We start from the raw sequence: 16,153 nt of genomic DNA on the forward strand, positions 1-16,153 counted from the left end.
TTTACACCTCCGCTTGTTCTGGGTCATAGGAATATGTCGGGTAACAACCTAAGATGCGCACCTGGCAGCCGATCGCCTCAATTTCCTGCAGCGCGGCCGGCAGCAGCACGGAATCCATGGAAGCCTCGATGTCGATATAAAAGTAATAATTACCGAGCCGTTTTTTCGTCGGACGGGATTCGATCTTGGACAAGTTGATGCGCCGCCAGGCGAAAGCCGACAGCACCTGATGCAGTCCCCCCGGATAATCTTCGGGCATCGTTATAAGAATCGTCGTCTTCTGCTGCGGCGACGCCTTCAGCTGCGGCTTCTCCTGTCCGATCAGCACGAACCGCGTATAGTTGTTCTGGTGATCCTGCACGCCTGCCGCCACCGTCGACAACCCATACAATACGCCGGCACCTATCGGAGCAAGCGCCGCGACCGACGGATCGCCCAGCTCCCGCACAAGGCGGGCCGCTTCACCGTTGCTGCCGACCTGCTCCAGCTCGACATGCGGCAGGAATTTGCGCAGAAACCGTTGACACTGCGCCAGTGTGACGCTGTGCGAGTATACTTTACGGATCTCCCCGCACGCCGCCTCCAGCTCGGTCCCCTGCCCTTCGCCGCTCGGCAAACGGAGCAAATTGATCGAAATCGGGTACACCCACTCCGCTTGTATCGGCAAATCCACCTCATGGACCAGCATATCCACATGCAGCGTCACCGAGCCTTCGAACGTGTTCTCGATGGGAATAACGCTGTAATCTGTTGTTCCGTTCACGGTCGATTGGAACACATCCGCGATCAGTTTGCAGTTAACATATTCAAATTCATCCGTTCCGAGCACATAATGAGCCGATTCCTCGGTGAATGTCCCCGGACCGAGAAGTGCGATTCGCTTCATCCCAAGGTCTCCCCTTTAACGAATTCAAGCAAGGAATACCCTTGCTCCTCAGGCGCCAATACTTGGGCGGCGACTCCCTCCCGATCGGGCTTCAGCCACAATAAAGTCGCTTCGATCCCTTCGGCCCGAAGCTTGCCCCGCATGAATGATTCCAGCTCGTTCTTCCTATCCGAATCCCGATCCACCAGCGTCAATATCGTCGGCCCCGCGCCGCTCAACGCGACACCTAGCGCGCCGTGGTCGGTCGCTTCCGCGAGAATGCCGGCAAGGCCAGGCACAAGCGGAGCCCGGTACGGCTGGTGCAGCGCATCCTTCATCGCCACACGGATCATATCGAGCCGGCCCGTGCAGAAAGCGGCGACCAGCACCGACGAGTGACCCACGTTGAACACGGCGTTCTCGAGGCTTTGCTCACGCGGCAGCACGCCGCGCGCTTTCTCCGTAGACAGCTGAAAATGCGGAATCGCCACAAGCACGTCCAGCCTCTCGTGCGGCTCTACGCGAATATATTCTGCCCGCTTGCCGTCCCAGAATGCCACGACGATGCCCCCGAACAAGGAAGCACCGACGTTGTCGGGATGCTTCTCCAATTCGGTGGCGATTTGAAACAGCTCATCCTTCGTGAACTTGTCCCCAATCAGCGCGTTTGCCGCCGTCAGTGCTCCGACGATGGCCGAGGCGCTGCTGCCGAGTCCCCGGGTCAGCGGAATGTCGCTGTACATCGCGATATCGAGTTCCGGAATTTCGACTCCCGCCCGCTTGAACACGAGCTGAGCCACTTCATAGATCAGGTTGCTTTTATCCGTAGGCACGCCGTTCATCTGATCCCCGTGCAGCGTAATCCGGGTTTCGTCCGACACGCTCATGTCAATCCATGCATACAAATCCAGCGCCATGCCGAGCGTATCGAAGCCGGGTCCGAGGTTCGCCGTGCTGGCCGGCACCTTCACACGCACTCTGCGTTTATTGATATCCGTCATGTCTGTCCGCGCCCCTAACCTTCAAGCTTTCGAATGGCTTCCATAACCGCTGCTTCGGAATCCTTCACCACAACCGGCTCGGCGGCCACGCTCTTAATGGCGATGTTCGGATCTTTCAGCCCATGGCCGGTCAGCACGCAGACGACGCGTTGACCTTTCTCGAAATACCCTTCGCGCTTCAGTTTCATCACGCCTGCGATCGAAGCCGCGGATGCCGGTTCGGCAAAAATCCCTTCGCGTGCAGCGATCGTTTTGTAGGCGTGCAAAATTTCGTCATCCGTGACAAAGTTGATTTGACCTCCGGAATCTTTAGCCGCCGCTTCGGCGCCCTTCCAAGTGGCCGGGTTCCCGATACGGATCGCGGTTGCGATCGTTTCCGGATTCGGAATCGGCTCTCCGCGCACGATAGCCGCGGCGCCTTCCGCTTCGAAACCGATCATTTTCGGCAGCGATCGGGACTTGCCCTTCTCGTAGTATTCCTTGAAGCCTTTCCAGTAAGCCGTGATGTTGCCTGCGTTACCGACCGGAATCGCAAGATAGTCCGGCGCTCCGCCGAGCTGGTCGCACACTTCGAAGGCGGCCGTTTTTTGCCCTTCGATGCGGTATGGGTTGACGGAGTTAACAAGCGTGATCGGATGCTTGGCCGTAATTTCGCGCACGATTTCGAGCGCCCGGTCAAAGTTGCCTTCGATCGCGATGACTTTCGCGCCGTAGATGATCGCCTGCGCCAGCTTGCCGAGCGCAATGTTGTTGTTCGGGATGAGCACGATGCAGTTCAAGCCGCCGCGAGCCGCGTAAGCCGCAGCTGCCGCCGAGGTGTTGCCCGTCGACGCGCACATGATCGTACGGCTGCCTTCTTCCATCGCTTTGGCTACGGCCATAACCATACCGCGGTCTTTGAAAGAGCCGGTCGGGTTCAGCCCTTCGTATTTAAAGTACAGATCCAGGTCGAGCTCGTTTGACAAGTTCTCCGCGCGTACAAGCGGCGTATTGCCTTCCTGCAAAGTAAGCAGCGGCGTGCTCTCATTCACCGGCAAATAGGGTCTGTACGTTTCCAGAAGTCCCTTCCATCTCATGTCTTGCTTAGCCCTCCACTCGGTAGACGCTCTTGATCGCTTGAACGACGTTCATGGACTCGATTTGCTTCAACACGTTATTCATCGCAGCTTTATTGGCGTCATGGGTAATGATGATAATTTCGGCAAGCGGGTTGGTCGCGTTCGGGTGCTGAAGCACCGACTCCAGGCTCACTTCGTGCTGGGCGAATACTTGCGTAATTTGCGCCAGTACGCCGGCTTTGTCTTCCACATGCAGTAAAATAAAGTTCTTCGACGCGATTTGCTCGTCCGTCTTCAGCTTCTTCTCCTTATAAGGCACGAACCCGCGGCGGCCGTTGATGCCAAGGTTCAGGTTGCGCACGACGGCCACCAGATCGGCCACGACAGAGGTCGCGGTCGGCATTTCGCCGGCGCCCGGTCCGTAGAACATCGTTTCGCCCACCGCTTCGCCATAAACGTACACGGCGTTAAACACGCCGTTGACCGATGCGAGCGGATGCGAATGCTTGACCATCGTCGGCTGCACGCTGATGCTAATGTGCTCGTCTTGACGCTCCGCGATGCCGAGCAGCTTCACTTCATATCCGAGACGTTTGCCGTACGCGATGTCTTCTTTGGATACTTTGGAGATGCCCTTTACGGACACGTCCGACAGCTCTACGTTCGCACGGAAGCCGAGCGTGGCGAGAATCGTCATTTTGCGCGCCGCGTCGAAGCCTTCCACGTCCGAGGTCGGATCGGACTCCGCATAGCCGAGCTGCTGCGCTTCCTTCAGCACATCGTCGTACGCAGCGCCCTCCTGGCTCATCTTCGTCAAAATATAGTTGGTTGTACCGTTGACGATCCCCATAATTTTCGTAATGCGATCCGAGGAAAAACCTTCGACCAGCGTCCGGAGGATCGGAATACCGCCGGCGACGCTCGCCTCGTAGAGCACGTCGCAGCCTTTCTCTGCCGCTTTCGCCAAAATCTCCGGCCCGTGCAGCGCCATCAAATCCTTGTTGGCGGTGACCACATGTTTACCGCGATCCAGCGCTGCGAGAATCAATTGTTTGGACAGCTCGATACCGCCCATCACTTCCACAACGACGTCGATTTCCGGGTTCTCGATCACGTCCCACGGATTTTCCGTGATTTTATCCGCAGCCACATGAATGCCGCGGCTTTTGCTGCTGTCCTTGACCAATACTTTCACGATTTCGATCGGGGAGCCCGATTGGCTGAGCAGATCGGGCTGGTGTCCTTCCACAATACGAACGACCCCGGTACCGACTGTACCTAGACCGAGTAATCCTACTTTGACGGGTTTCATATGTGTCCTCCTTATGCGTTGTTGTACGATAAGTCCCGGTTCGTAATAAAGACCTCCAGCCTGGATTGAACATGAATGCTTTGAACGATAGCCCTAGGCGATGTTCGAATTCATTTTCAAAGGCGTTGCACGCCCCGGTTCTTTTTTACTGCCCTTATCATCATCCAAAACGCTGCTATTATTAGTATTAGCCTTGCCCGGCGAGGGTGGCGCGGGTGACGCCGTCCTGGCTGCGCAGCGTGTCGAGCAAATGGCTCACGTTCTCGCCCATCATCGACGTCTCTACCGAGATGACGACATTGGCGATGCCCTGCAGCGGAATCGTTTGGTGGATCGTCAGCACATTGCCTTCCAGCCCGGCGATCAGCGCGAGCACGCGGGACAAGATGCCGGATCGGTGCTCCAAATCCATGGAGATCGTGACGATCCTGTCGCGCTCCAGCTTGGTGAGCGGGAAGATGCCGTCTTTGTACTTATAAAAAGCGCTGCGGCTTAATTCCACCTGCTCCACCGCTTCGTGGACCGTCTTCACTTCGCCGCGGGCCAGCAGTTCCTTCGCTTGCAGCGTCTTGAAGAGCGCTTCCGGCAAGATGTCCTCGCGGACCAAGAAAAATCGCTGCCCCTGCGGCGGTTTTCCCTCGGTATGTTTGTCAGGCACGATAACAGTCCTCTCTACACAGACGATTGTTTTCATCTAGTGGACATTATATCGCAACACGCTCTCCCCGGCAATAGGCTTTCCACTTGAAAATATGATAAAGTGATGATATACACCTGCGAAAAGGAGCGATTCCGGTTGATCCGAGCGAGGATGATAGCGACTGCTATATTATTCCATCAGAACGACATGCTGATGATGAAGCGTTCTCCGTACCGTACGTTATCCCCCGGTATGTGGGCGGCCGTCGGCGGTCATTTGGAGCCTCATGAAATTAATGATCCCGAATCGGCCGTGCTTCGCGAGATCCATGAGGAAACGGGGCTGCTTCCCGAAGATTTGCGCGACCTGCGCCTGCAGTACATCCTTATCCGGTTAAATCAACAGGAAGTGCGCCAGCAGTTCATTTATACGGGAAGGACCGGGAAGCGCACGGTCAATCAAACCGACGAAGGCGAGCTGTTCTGGATTCCCCGCGAACAGGTGCTGAATCGTGAAATCCCTTTTATTTTCCACCGCTTGCTTGAACATTATTTCGAGCACGGACCGAGCCCCCACGTCTGGGTCGGAACGGCAGGTTACGAACCGGACGGCTCGCCTGCGGTTCACTGGACGGAGCTGGTGGATCCGCAGCAAAGGTAACGATTTAAACGGAAGAAAGGGGCGAGACATCATGGCCATTGCCGAAATTACGGTTATCCCCGTCGGGACGGCGTCGACCAGCCTGAGCGCCTATGTCGCCGACATTCACCGGTACTTGACGGATGAACAAGCCAAGGGCGCCATATCGTTTGAGCTGACCGCGATGAGCACGATCGTCGAAGGGGAATTCGACGAGCTGCTGCGCATCATTCGCGGCATGCACGAGCTGCCCTTCGCCTCCGGCGCGCAGCGGGTCTGTACTTCGGTCAAGTTCGACGACCGCCGCGACAAGCAAGGCTCCGTCGCGCAGAAGCTGCGCTCGGTAGCGGATAAACTGGACTAGAGCCCCGCATGGGAGTGGGAGGAAAACGGAACGTGATCGATGAGAACCCGAAAGATGAAAGATACGTTTACGATATTGACGTGCAGGGTATCACCTACAACAGGGATCAGAAGACGCTGCTTTCGGACGTCACATGGCGCGTTCGCAAAGGGGAGCACTGGGCGCTGCTCGGCTTGAACGGCTCGGGCAAAACGACGCTGCTCAACATGATTACCGGTTACATCTGGCCGACCCGCGGAAGCGTCGCCGTGCTTGGCGAAACGTACGGGACGGTTGATCTGCGCGAGCTGCGCAAGTCGATCGGCTGGGTCAGCTCGTCTTTACAGGAAAAGCTGCACGCCAGCGATCGGACGCAATACGTCGTGCTCAGCGGCAAATTCGCTACAATCGGCTTATACGATAAGCCAGATGACGACGACTTCGAACGGGCTGCAGAGCTGATGCGCCAGCTTGGCTGCGCCCACCTGTGGGATCGGCCGTATCAGACGTGCTCGCAGGGCGAGAAGCAGAAGGTGCTGATCGCCCGCGCGCTGATGGCTTCGCCGAAGCTGCTCATTTTGGACGAGCCGTGCAACGGGCTCGATCTGTTCGCGCGCGAAACGCTGCTTGGCGGCATTGAAGCGTTGGGGGCGCAGGCGGATGCGCCTACCTTTGTGTACGTTACGCACCATACGGAGGAAATTTTGCCGATGTTCGGCCATACGCTGCTGCTGCGCCGGGGCGAAGTGTTCGATGCGGGCGCAACGACGGCGCTGCTTACCGAAGAACGTCTCTCCCGCTTCTTCGAACTTCCCGTCGACGTGCATTGGCGGCAAGGCCGCGCTTGGCTGTCGCCGCGGGAAAGCTAGCGAGCGCTAGGCCGCCTGCCGCAGCCGGCCGTTTGCCGGGCCGCGGACGAAGCCGGATTACGCCGCTTCGTGCCGGACTCCAGACGCTGCGGCGGCTGACGGCAGCCTGCGCGCTTCCCTTTGCTCCGCTGAATGAAATCCATAAAAAAATAGCGGAACTGCGATGCGCTATTCGTCCCAAGATCTGGTTGTTCCACCAGAAATCGGGATAATACGGCATCCTAGTTCCGCTATTTATTTGGAATTGCGCCGCCCGGCAGTGATGCAGCAAGCGGCGTCCCCTCCTACTCCTGCTCGACAAATTCAAATTCGAAGTCGCCGATCCGTACCGTCGTACCATCCTTCGCACCACGCTCGCGCAGCGCTTTGTCAATGCCCTTCTTGCGCAGGATGCGCGCGAATCGCATAACGGCCTCCTGCGTGCTGAAGTTGGTTCGTTTGATCAACTTCTCGATGCTCGGACTTTCGACCACGAACGCCTCGTTGTCCCGGCGAATAACGAAGGAGTCGTCATCGCCCTCTTCCAGGCGGTACACTTTGCGCTCCGACAAATCGACTAGCTCCTCCACCATCGGCATCTCCGGAATCGTCTCGAGCAAATCCATGACTTTGTAGAGCATCTCCTGCACGCCCGACTTGGACACGGCCGAAATCGGGAAGATCGGTATATCGAGCCCGCGGGCAGCCAGCTGTTCCTTGAACGACTCGAGGTATACTTCGGCGTCCGGGATGTCCATCTTGTTCGCGGCTATAAGCTGCGGGCGCTCTTCCAGCTTGGCGTTGTACAGCTTCAACTCTTCGTTGATTTTCAACCAATCTTCGAAAGGATCGCGTCCTTCCGTACCGGCCATATCCACGACATGCAGAATGATCCGCGTTCGCTCGACGTGCCGCAGAAATTCGTGCCCGAGTCCGACGCCCTCATGCGCGCCCTCGATCAAACCGGGCAAATCCGCCATCACGAAGCTGCGTCCGTCACCGACGTCTACAACCCCCAAATTCGGCGTCAGCGTCGTAAAATGGTATGCGCCAATCTTCGGCTTCGCCCCGGACACAACGGACAGCAGCGTCGATTTCCCTACGCTCGGGAAGCCCACTAAACCGACGTCGGCCATGACCTTCAGCTCCAGCACGACCCAGCGCTCCTGGCCTTCTTCGCCATTCTCGGCGATTTCGGGCGCCGTATTGTTCGCCGTCGCAAACCGCGTATTCCCGCGGCCCCCGCGGCCGCCCTTCGCAATGACGACCTCTTGGCCGTGACGCGTCAAATCGGCGATGATCTCCTGCGTGTCGTCGTCGATAACGACCGTGCCGGGCGGTACGCGCACGATCATATGCTCCGCATTCGCGCCATGCTGGCTTTTGTTGCGCCCCTTCTCGCCCCGCTCCGCCTTGAAATGCTTCTGATAGCGAAAGTCGACTAGCGTCCGCAACCCTTCGTCCACGCGGAATATGACGTTGCCGCCATTCCCTCCGTCGCCTCCGGCCGGCCCGCCTTCGGGTACGTATTTCTCCCGGCGGAACGCAACCAGACCGTCGCCTCCGTCGCCGCCTTTAACATAAATCTTAGCCTTATCTACAAACATAACCCGTTCACCCTCTTTATGTATCCATCCTGCAAATTAATAGGTCCAGGCTGCCGCCCAAACGACCGAACGTTCATCGTACCGGCTCCGGATGCTCCACCCGCCCGTTTTCCAACGGGAGTTTAGGCTCGCTTCAAGCCGCTGCAGCCGCTCCGGAAGATAGCCGCCTTCGTAGCTGATATCCAGGCAAAGCGTCCGATCCTGCTTGGACCATGTCAATTCCAGCGTGTTGACCTCCGAATTCGTCGAAGAGACCGCTTCCTGCTTGAAGCCTTCCATCAGCGCCTTCACTCCCTCGGCCACCTCATGCGCGTGCGGCAGCTCCTGCAGGCGAATTTCTTCGCTCATCCGCATGTGCAGCTGCAGCTCCTTCACTTCCGTCTGGAACGAGAGCAGGTACACAATTAAAGACGGAATGCCAAGCTTCGAAATCAAGCTTTCCTGCTGCACCTTGTCTTTTATTTTTTCCATCATCGCCTGCAATTTATCATACTTTTTTAATTGCACGTAACCCATTAAGATTTGGATGTCATTCATCCAATCATGCCGGTAGTGATTGAATAAACGAAGCACAAGCAAGTCCTGCTCCGACGCAAGCGCAGCGGACTCCAGGGCAAGGCGCGGTGCCGGCTTGTCCGTATTATGCTGTTCGTTATCGCCATCATTTACCCTTGGGGCCATGCTCCGATCTCTCCGTTCCGCTCATGGATATCCTTAACAGTATAGCATGCCGTATAGCAAAGTTCACGATTTTCTGCAAAAAAACAAACCCTGGCGAAGCTCAGTTCGCCAGGGTTTGGACGTTTGCCGTTTGTTACACTTCTACCGCAGCGGCTACCGGAGCTGCCGTTGCTGGGTAGACGCTCACTTTTTTACGATCGCGACCGAGACGTTCGAATTTCACGACGCCTTCCACTTTCGCGAACAGCGTGTCGTCGGAACCGATCCCCACGTTATTGCCCGGGTGAATTTTCGTTCCGCGTTGACGAACGAGGATGCTGCCGGCCGTTACGGTTTGACCGTCGGCACGTTTCACGCCAAGACGTTTCGCGATACTGTCGCGACCGTTCTTGGTGGAACCTACACCCTTCTTCGATGCGAACAATTGAAGATTCAATTGTAACATGTCTGTCTACCTCCTTACTTGGATGATGTCTGGTCTTGCATTGCTATATATGCGCTATACGACTGTTCAATAGATTTCAGCATGATGACCATGCCTTCAAGTAACAACTGCATCTTGCTTTCCGTCTGGGCATCGGCCGCTGGCGGAATGTCCGCCGACAGAAATCCGTGCTTCATCCGGGTTTTCAACTGCACACCGGTTAACGCTTCAATCGCGTTGACCGTGCCGACCGTGACCGCCGATACGCCGGCACAAACGATATCTTTGCCCGGTTCGTCGTACTGCGCATGACCGTCCGCATGAAAACGCTCGATCCGACCGCTCGCTCCCCGTTTAATCGTGACGCGAATCATATCGTTCTTACGCTTGGATCTTTTCGATCACAACTTTTGTGTACGGTTGACGATGACCTTGCTTACGGCGATAGTTTTTCTTCGCTTTGTATTTATAAACGATGATTTTCTCGCCTTTGCCGTGTTTCTCGACTTTACCGGAAACGGTAGCGCCGGAAATGAGCGGAGCTCCTACGACCAAACCGCTTTCCTTGGAAACGGCCAGCACGCGATCGAACGTTACGGCATCGCCTGCGCCTGCTTCCAGTTTCTCGATGTAAAGAACATCGCCTTCGGAAACTTTGTATTGTTTACCGCCTGTTTCAATAATAGCGTACATTTGTTGCACCTCCTCATGTCTCAGACTCGCCTAAGCCAAGGTGGCTTGACCCGAAAGACAAGCGCTTGAACGGAACCCGCTTCGTGCGGTTACAGCATGCTATAGCAACACACCATGATATTCTATCATAAACACCTGGAGCAATGCAACGGTTATTTCTCGCGGTTCGCGAAGCCGGTGCCGTCGCAGGCCCGGCAAGGCTCGGATGACGTAATCTCCTTGCTGTCGCGCACCTTCTTACGGGTCATTTCCACCAAGCCGAGCTTCGTCCAGCCGACGACGACGGTTTTCGTCCGGTCCTTCTTCACTTCCTTGATCAGCTCGTCCAACACTTGCTGCCGCAGAGCTTCCGTTTCCATATCGATAAAATCAATGATAATAAGTCCGCCGATATCCCGAAGACGCAGCAACCGGGCAATTTCCCGTGCCGACTCCATATTCGTGTCGTAAACGGTCTGCTCCAAATCAATCGATCCGGTATACTTGCCGGTGTTCACATCGAAAACCGTCAGCGCTTCCGTCCGGTCCACGATCAAATATCCGCCGTTATCGAGCCATACCTTCCTGCGCAGCCCTTGATCGAGAAGCTTGCCGACGCCGAAGTCATCCATCACGTCCGCGCCGGTATGAACCTTCACCCGTTCAGCCAGCCAATGCGAACCGGGAATCGATACGATCCCCCGTACCTCGGCCATGACGTCCGGTGAGCTCACCAGCACTTCCTGCACGTCCTCGCGAAACAAGTCGCGGATCAGGCGCGGCAGCATCTCCAGATCGCTGTGTATTTTGCGCGGCACGGAACCCTCCTGGTTCAAGGCCTGCTCCAGCCGCCGCCACCGGTTTCGCAGCTCCTGCAAATCAGCGGCAAGCGCCTCTTCCGTCTCGCCGAGCGCTGCCGTCCGGACGATAAACCCTTCTCCCGGCTGCAGCTGGCGCTCGGCCATCTTCTTCAGCTTATCCCGCTCCGAAGCGCTGTCGATCTTGCGGGATACGCCGACATAGTCGGCATAAGGCATATACACCCCGAAACGTCCGGGAATCGAATAATGGGTGGTCACCCGCGCGCCTTTGGTGCCGACCGGTTCTTTCGCCACTTGCACCATCACTTGTTGGCCGACGCTGACCAAATCGTGTATCGGGGGCTTCTCCTTCGGCTGCTTGTCCAAATTCGCGGGAAGCACATCATCAATATACAAAAATCCGTTCCGTTCCAACCCGATATCGACAAACGCCGACTGCATGCCCTGCAGCACGCGCACGACGCGGCCGATGTAGATGTTGCCCGCAAGCTGGCTTTGATCCCTCCGGCCTTTATAATACTCGGTTAATTTGCCGTGCTCTAAAATCGCCAATTCGGTATGCTCGTCATCGCATTTCACCAATATTCGTTTCATGTGCAGCAACACCTCGGCTCTATTGTACCATAATCTTTGGCGAATCGCGCGCTCGCCGCGCTCATGCGAACAGCTCGGCAACCGTCCTTCCCCGCTTCGTTTGGTCAAAATAGCAATCGAGCATCGCCTGCTCGGGAATAATATGGCGAATGCGCGCCGCCCGGTCATCGAGGACATAGACGACATGATAGCGGTCCCGCATAAACAGCTGTACGACGTCCCCCGCTTTGCGGTGACCGTGCACGACAATAGGCCCGGCGAGGGTGCCGTAGAAGACCCGCTCCTCAAACCGCCGCTCGCGGTGCAGCAGGAAACGCATGAAGCGATACGGAACCCCGCGCCATTCGTACCAATTGGAATAAAACAAGAAGCCGCCGATCAACAGCCCATTCAGTTGAATGCCCCCTCGGTCCGTCAACAGGTGAAAGACCGACACGGCGATAAACAGCGCGCTCAAAATTAAACTGACCATGGAGGCCGCTTGCATCGTTTTTTGGTAAGGAAGCCATAAACCGATCACCGCTTGCATCACTTTGCCCCCGTCGAGCGGAAGCACCGGCATCAAGTTGAACAAAGCGATCAGCAGGTTCGCTTCTATGAAATATTGCCCCCAGACGGGCGGAATGATTCCAAGCAGCATCAGCATATAACCGACCAGCATCATCCAGACGTTCTGCAGCGGCCCGGCCAGAGCTACAGCCGCCTCTTGATAAGCGGGCGTGCCCGCCGCTTCCTCGACGACCGCCACGCCTCCGAAAGGAAGCAGCTGCACTTCGCGGATATCCCAGCCGAAGCTTTTGGCCGCCGCCACATGCCCCATTTCATGAATCAGGACGATCCCGAACAGCGTGAGCATCTCGACGACATACCCGGTGACGACGGATAATAGAAGCAGCAGCGTGAACAGCGGATGAAAGCGAAATGTAATGCCGAACCATAAGTTCCAAGAGATGCCCCGGCGTTTATTCAAATGTAATCACATCCGAAGGATCGAGAGGCTTGCCCGCCTTGGAAACGGCGAAGAACAACGTCCCGGACGCCTGTCCCGCTTTCGGTTTGGCCAGCGTACCCACCGTCTCTCCTCCTTTTAGCCAATCCCCCGCCTGAATGTTGCCTGCGGCCAAATGGCCGTATACCGTCTCCATCCCGCCGGTGTGCCGCAGCACGACCGTAAAGCCGGTATCGTCCTTCTCCCCGGCGAACGTAACCATTCCCGTATCGATCGCGGAAACCGGCGTCCCCGCCTGCGCTCCCAGCAGCACGCCGCCCTGCTCGGGCGTAAATTCGGCGATCAGCATGCCCTGTACCGGCGCAAAATAATGCTTCGGAAGCGCGGCCACCTTCTCCGCATCCTGATGCTTGGCCGGATTAATCGCCGGCAGAAACGAAGGCGGCCCGCCGAAATACCGCTCGTACCAGACGGCGAGCGCAGCGGTATCGAGCGGCTCCGACAAAGCGGCGGATACGATGTCCTTCCCCCGTTCGGCCCAAGGATGGTCCAGCTTATATAAGCCCCAGACGGCGGCAAAAAGCAGCCCGCTCAGCAGTATTCGGACGGCAAACCGGTTGAAGCGCGGACGATCGGCCACCCCGCCGCCTGCCGGATAGCGTTTATCGTAAGCCGCCCATTCCCGTTGATACTTGCGATTCCATTCCTCTTCAGGATCGGAACGTACGGGCGGAATGCCATCATTGCGCCGGTTGAAGCGACCCTGGTCCTCGCCAGGCTCGTCCGGATACGCGTAACGCGGATCGGCGTTCAGCGGAAAATGCATATGGGTCAAGTCCGGCTCCCCGAAACCGCGCCGCCAATCATGCTCCTGGAGCTTGCGGATTTTTTCGTTCCTTCGTTCACGCACATTTTTTCTCGTATTCAAGCCCCTGCCCCTCCCTCGCCCTATAGCTAGCTTGTTTACTTCATCCTATGAGCCTGCAGGGGCAAATATACGGGCCGCCGCGCGAAAAACTCCCATCCGTTCTGCGCCAGCAGCGGATGGGAGTTGCAGGGAAAACCTAACCATGTACGCGTTCGACTTGAACCGCGCAAATTTTAAATTCCGGCATGCGGCTTGTCGGATCGAGCGCGTCAACCGTCAACCGGTTAACCGACATTTCCCCGCCCCAATGGAAAGGAACGAAGACGGTGCGAGGCTGAATCCCCTCCGTTACCTTAACCTGAAAGACAAGCGAGTCGCGGCGGCTCGTCAGCCGGATTTTGTCTCCGACGCCTAGCCCGATCTTACCGGCCAGCCACGGGTGAATTTCCGCAACCGGCTCCGGCGACTTCCGGTCCAAGCCTTCGGTACGACGGGTTTGCGCCCCGCTCAAATAATGATTCGGGATCCGGCCGGTCGTCAATACGTAGGGATAATCCGTATCGATCGGCTCCGCAGGCATTTTCGGCGTAATGCCGAACAGCCGGGCTTTGCCGTTCGGATGATGGAAGCGCTCCTCGAACAGGAGCGGCGTGCCGGCATGCTCCGGAGACGGACAAGGCCAGAACAAGCCTTTCTCCCGCTTGAGCCGATCGTAGCTTATGCCGCTGTAATCCGCTTTGCCCCCGGCGGAGGCAAGAGCCAGCTCGTTGAAGACATCTTCGATGGTTTCGTATTGAAAATATTGACCGCGGCCCAGCTCTTCCGCCAGCTCGCAAATGAAGCGGTAATCCAGCTTCGCCTGACCCGGCGGCTCGAGCGCCTGCCCGCGGTGAAACACCCGGCCTTCGAGATTCGTCAGCGTCCCCTCGCCTTCGAGGAACGATGACCCGGGCAGCAGCCAGTGCGCGTACTTCGCCGTCTCCGTCTCGAACATATCGACGACGACGAGCAGCTCGAGCTTCTGCAGCGCCCGCTCCACCATCCGGCTGTTCGGACTGGAAACGATCGGATTCGAGCCGAGCACAAGAAGCGCTTTGATTTCGCCCTCGTCCACCTTCTTCAGCAGCTCGTAGGCGGAAACGCCTTTCCCGGGAAGCTCCCCCGGATCGATGCCCCATACTTTCGCGACATGCTCGCGCGCCGCCGGATCTTCGATCAGCCGATAACCGGGAAGCTGATCCGCCTTTAACCCGTGCTCGCGTCCCCCTTGGCCGTTCGCCTGTCCGGTAACGGCGCCGTAACCACAGCCTCGGCGCCCGATTTTACCGGTCAGCAGCGCAAGATTGATATAGTTGAGCGTATTCTCCACGCCGTTCACTTGCTGCTCCAAACCGCGGGCGGTCAGCACCATGCCCGTCTCCGCCTTCGCGAAGCCGCGCGCGATCGTCCGAACGACGCCCTCGAGCACTCCGGTCAGCTCTTCCACTCGTGCGGGCGTGAACGGCATTACCGCTTCAACAAGCTGATCGAAGCCGGTCGTCCGCTCGTCGACGAATGATTTCGCAACCAGCTGTTCCGTAATGATCACGTGCAGCAATCCGTTCATAAACACGGAGTCGAAGCCCGGCTGCAGCCTGACGTGAATGTCGGCCATCTTCGACGTCATCGTGTTGCGCGGATCGATGGTGACGATCTTGGCGCCGTTCTTCTTCGCTTCGAGCAAATACGGCATCATCGTCGGCTGGCATTCGGCGATGTTCGTGCCGGCCAGAATGATATACTTCGCATTCGGAATCTCCGACAGCGGCATCGTCATGCCGCGATCGAGCCCAAACGCTTGATTGCTCGCCGCCGCCGCCGAAGACATGCAGTACCGCCCGTTGTAATCGACATACCTGGAGCGCAGCGCAACACGGGTGAACTTGCCGAGCAAATAGCACACCTCGTTGGTCAGCGAACCGCCGCCGTAAACGGCTACCGCATCGTTGCCGTATTGCGCCTGCAGCGCCTGGATTCGCGACGCGATATCCTTCAGCGCGATATCCCAGGGCGCCGAGCTCCACGCGGCTCCGGCCGAACGTGCCGAAGGAAACGCCGCAGCGGGAGCTTCCTTCCCTGCAGCCGTCTCGCGCAGGCCTTCTTCCGCGGGGCGGAACGGCAGCTTCAGCCAGTCCGTCCGGAACAAAGGAGCGGTAATCCGCTCCGGATGCAGCACATGATCCAGCGCGTTCAGCCCTTTTTGGCAAAGAAGGCCTGTCGCTACCGGAAAGTCAGGGCTCGGTTTCACGGTCAAGCCCGGGCTTTCCCCGCTCGGCTGCAGGGTGAGCCCGCACTGCATGCTGCAGAAGCAGCAGTGCGAGGCGGTTTGTTTGTTTGTTAATGACATTAAGGTTGCAATCACGGCACCTCACACTCCCGCTAGAAATGACGTCAGCTGGCTAATTCTTCCGCTTTCGAGAAGCCGATGAACACGAGGCCGTCCTGGATTTTCGTCGGATAGGTGCGTACGCAGCCCGTATCGGGCTTTTGCACAACCCCGGTCGGCAGATGAATTTTGCGGTCGTGCATCGGACAAAAGACGTGCTCGTCGCAGACGATGCCTTCCGCGAGTACCCCCTGTTTATGCGGGCAGCGGTTTTGAATGGCGTGAAGCTTGCCGCCGCTCAATTTGAACAGCGCCACCTCTTCCCCTTGATAACGAATCGTCTTTCCCGTGTTCACGGCCAAATCCTCGTAGGAAACGGCCTTGACCCATACCGTTTGTTCTTCTTGTACGCTCATCGCAAACGCTCCTTCCGGCACCTGTTTGTCTGTCGGATTCCTCTTACGAA

General features: G+C 57.3%; 18 protein-coding genes and 1 other annotated feature. Of the genes, 3 read left to right on the forward strand and 15 right to left on the reverse strand.

Annotation, left to right across the window (positions count from 1 at the left end):
* Position 1: 1 nt before the first annotated feature.
* The 5 genes from pheA to FKP33_RS06695 form a co-directional block, all read right to left on the reverse strand.
* The gene (pheA, locus tag FKP33_RS06675) at positions 2–886 is read right to left on the reverse strand and encodes a prephenate dehydratase (protein ID WP_127607840.1); all 885 of its coding nucleotides are present in this window, start codon (positions 884–886) and stop codon (positions 2–4) included.
* Positions 883–1,866, reverse strand: a complete 984-nt coding sequence (gene thrB / locus FKP33_RS06680) for a homoserine kinase (RefSeq protein ID WP_141334288.1) — start codon at positions 1,864–1,866, stop codon at positions 883–885. Before thrB ends, pheA begins: the two co-directional genes overlap by 4 nt.
* A 14-nt stretch (positions 1,867–1,880) precedes the next feature.
* The gene (gene thrC, locus FKP33_RS06685) at positions 1,881–2,942 is read right to left on the reverse strand and encodes a threonine synthase (protein ID WP_127607838.1); all 1,062 of its coding nucleotides are present in this window, start codon (positions 2,940–2,942) and stop codon (positions 1,881–1,883) included.
* A 7-nt stretch (positions 2,943–2,949) separates the two neighbouring features.
* Positions 2,950–4,236, reverse strand: coding sequence for a homoserine dehydrogenase (locus tag FKP33_RS06690; protein ID WP_127607836.1), 1,287 nt, complete (start codon positions 4,234–4,236; stop codon positions 2,950–2,952).
* A gap of 187 nt (positions 4,237–4,423) precedes the next feature.
* Complete coding sequence (locus FKP33_RS06695; RefSeq protein ID WP_054798566.1) at positions 4,424–4,894, reverse strand: ACT domain-containing protein; 471 nt, start codon at positions 4,892–4,894, stop codon at positions 4,424–4,426.
* A gap of 138 nt (positions 4,895–5,032) precedes the next feature.
* Between FKP33_RS06695 and FKP33_RS06700 the strand changes: the two genes are divergently transcribed.
* From FKP33_RS06700 to FKP33_RS06710, 3 genes are read left to right on the forward strand one after another with little or no spacing between them, the layout of a single operon-like run.
* Positions 5,033–5,536 (forward strand): NUDIX domain-containing protein, encoded by a 504-nt coding sequence (locus FKP33_RS06700; RefSeq protein ID WP_054798567.1) that lies wholly within the window; start codon positions 5,033–5,035, stop codon positions 5,534–5,536.
* A 31-nt stretch (positions 5,537–5,567) separates the two neighbouring features.
* Positions 5,568–5,879: an MTH1187 family thiamine-binding protein gene (locus tag FKP33_RS06705; RefSeq protein WP_141334290.1), complete on the forward strand. Its 312-nt coding sequence runs from the start codon at positions 5,568–5,570 to the stop codon at positions 5,877–5,879.
* A gap of 32 nt (positions 5,880–5,911) precedes the next feature.
* Positions 5,912–6,727: an ABC transporter ATP-binding protein gene (locus FKP33_RS06710; RefSeq protein WP_258313390.1), complete on the forward strand. Its 816-nt coding sequence runs from the start codon at positions 5,912–5,914 to the stop codon at positions 6,725–6,727.
* A 284-nt stretch (positions 6,728–7,011) separates the two neighbouring features.
* Here the strand turns inward: FKP33_RS06710 and obgE are convergent, their stop codons facing one another.
* From obgE to nirD, 10 genes are all read right to left on the reverse strand, one after another.
* Positions 7,012–8,313 (reverse strand): GTPase ObgE, encoded by a 1,302-nt coding sequence (obgE, locus tag FKP33_RS06720; protein ID WP_141334295.1) that lies wholly within the window; start codon positions 8,311–8,313, stop codon positions 7,012–7,014.
* A gap of 36 nt (positions 8,314–8,349) precedes the next feature.
* Positions 8,350–8,994, reverse strand: a complete 645-nt coding sequence (locus FKP33_RS06725; RefSeq protein WP_127607826.1) for a Spo0B domain-containing protein — start codon at positions 8,992–8,994, stop codon at positions 8,350–8,352.
* A gap of 133 nt (positions 8,995–9,127) precedes the next feature.
* Entirely contained in the window at positions 9,128–9,439 is a 312-nt protein-coding gene (gene rpmA / locus FKP33_RS06730; protein WP_127607824.1) for a 50S ribosomal protein L27, read from the reverse strand.
* Positions 9,440–9,453: 14 nt separating this feature from the next.
* A complete protein-coding gene (locus FKP33_RS06735; protein ID WP_054798076.1) occupies positions 9,454–9,792 on the reverse strand; it encodes a ribosomal-processing cysteine protease Prp in 339 nt (112 codons plus the stop codon).
* A 7-nt stretch (positions 9,793–9,799) separates the two neighbouring features.
* The gene (gene rplU / locus FKP33_RS06740) at positions 9,800–10,111 is read right to left on the reverse strand and encodes a 50S ribosomal protein L21 (protein ID WP_054798075.1); all 312 of its coding nucleotides are present in this window, start codon (positions 10,109–10,111) and stop codon (positions 9,800–9,802) included.
* Between the two features lie 12 nt (positions 10,112–10,123).
* Positions 10,124–10,212, reverse strand: a sequence feature (ribosomal protein L21 leader region).
* A 51-nt stretch (positions 10,213–10,263) separates the two neighbouring features.
* Complete coding sequence (locus tag FKP33_RS06745; RefSeq protein ID WP_181410061.1) at positions 10,264–11,505, reverse strand: Rne/Rng family ribonuclease; 1,242 nt, start codon at positions 11,503–11,505, stop codon at positions 10,264–10,266.
* A gap of 61 nt (positions 11,506–11,566) precedes the next feature.
* Positions 11,567–12,475, reverse strand: a complete 909-nt coding sequence (locus tag FKP33_RS06750; protein ID WP_141334297.1) for a M50 family metallopeptidase — start codon at positions 12,473–12,475, stop codon at positions 11,567–11,569.
* Positions 12,468–13,382, reverse strand: a complete 915-nt coding sequence (locus FKP33_RS06755; RefSeq protein WP_141334299.1) for a M23 family metallopeptidase — start codon at positions 13,380–13,382, stop codon at positions 12,468–12,470. Before FKP33_RS06755 ends, FKP33_RS06750 begins: the two co-directional genes overlap by 8 nt.
* A gap of 136 nt (positions 13,383–13,518) precedes the next feature.
* Positions 13,519–15,723 carry a molybdopterin oxidoreductase family protein gene (locus FKP33_RS06760; RefSeq protein WP_258313395.1) on the reverse strand — a complete coding sequence of 735 codons (2,205 nt, stop codon included), beginning with the start codon at positions 15,721–15,723 and terminating at the stop codon, positions 13,519–13,521.
* A gap of 29 nt (positions 15,724–15,752) precedes the next feature.
* Positions 15,753–16,103, reverse strand: coding sequence for a nitrite reductase small subunit NirD (nirD, locus tag FKP33_RS06765; protein WP_054798074.1), 351 nt, complete (start codon positions 16,101–16,103; stop codon positions 15,753–15,755).
* Between the last annotated feature and the right edge of the window lie 50 nt (positions 16,104–16,153).

Origin of the sequence: Paenibacillus sp. tmac-D7 (genome assembly GCF_006519665.1) — a bacterium.
GTDB lineage: Bacteria > Bacillota > Bacilli > Paenibacillales > NBRC-103111 > Paenibacillus_G > Paenibacillus_G validus.

Bases quoted from the DNA above. Each gene is read 5' to 3' on its own strand.
- obgE (WP_141334295.1), bottom strand. From the start codon at position 8,313: ATGTTTGTAGATAAGGCTAAGATTTATGTTAAAGGCGGCGACGGAGGC.
- FKP33_RS06745 (WP_181410061.1), bottom strand. From the start codon at position 11,505: ATGAAACGAATATTGGTGAAATGCGATGACGAGCATACCGAATTGGCG.
- thrC (WP_127607838.1), bottom strand. From the start codon at position 2,942: ATGAGATGGAAGGGACTTCTGGAAACGTACAGACCCTATTTGCCGGTG.
- pheA (WP_127607840.1), bottom strand. From the start codon at position 886: ATGAAGCGAATCGCACTTCTCGGTCCGGGGACATTCACCGAGGAATCG.
- FKP33_RS06705 (WP_141334290.1), top strand. From the start codon at position 5,568: ATGGCCATTGCCGAAATTACGGTTATCCCCGTCGGGACGGCGTCGACC.
- rplU (WP_054798075.1), bottom strand. From the start codon at position 10,111: ATGTACGCTATTATTGAAACAGGCGGTAAACAATACAAAGTTTCCGAA.
- FKP33_RS06725 (WP_127607826.1), bottom strand. From the start codon at position 8,994: ATGGCCCCAAGGGTAAATGATGGCGATAACGAACAGCATAATACGGAC.
- thrB (WP_141334288.1), bottom strand. From the start codon at position 1,866: ATGACGGATATCAATAAACGCAGAGTGCGTGTGAAGGTGCCGGCCAGC.
- FKP33_RS06735 (WP_054798076.1), bottom strand. From the start codon at position 9,792: ATGATTCGCGTCACGATTAAACGGGGAGCGAGCGGTCGGATCGAGCGT.
- rpmA (WP_127607824.1), bottom strand. From the start codon at position 9,439: ATGTTACAATTGAATCTTCAATTGTTCGCATCGAAGAAGGGTGTAGGT.
- nirD (WP_054798074.1), bottom strand. From the start codon at position 16,103: ATGAGCGTACAAGAAGAACAAACGGTATGGGTCAAGGCCGTTTCCTAC.
- FKP33_RS06690 (WP_127607836.1), bottom strand. From the start codon at position 4,236: ATGAAACCCGTCAAAGTAGGATTACTCGGTCTAGGTACAGTCGGTACC.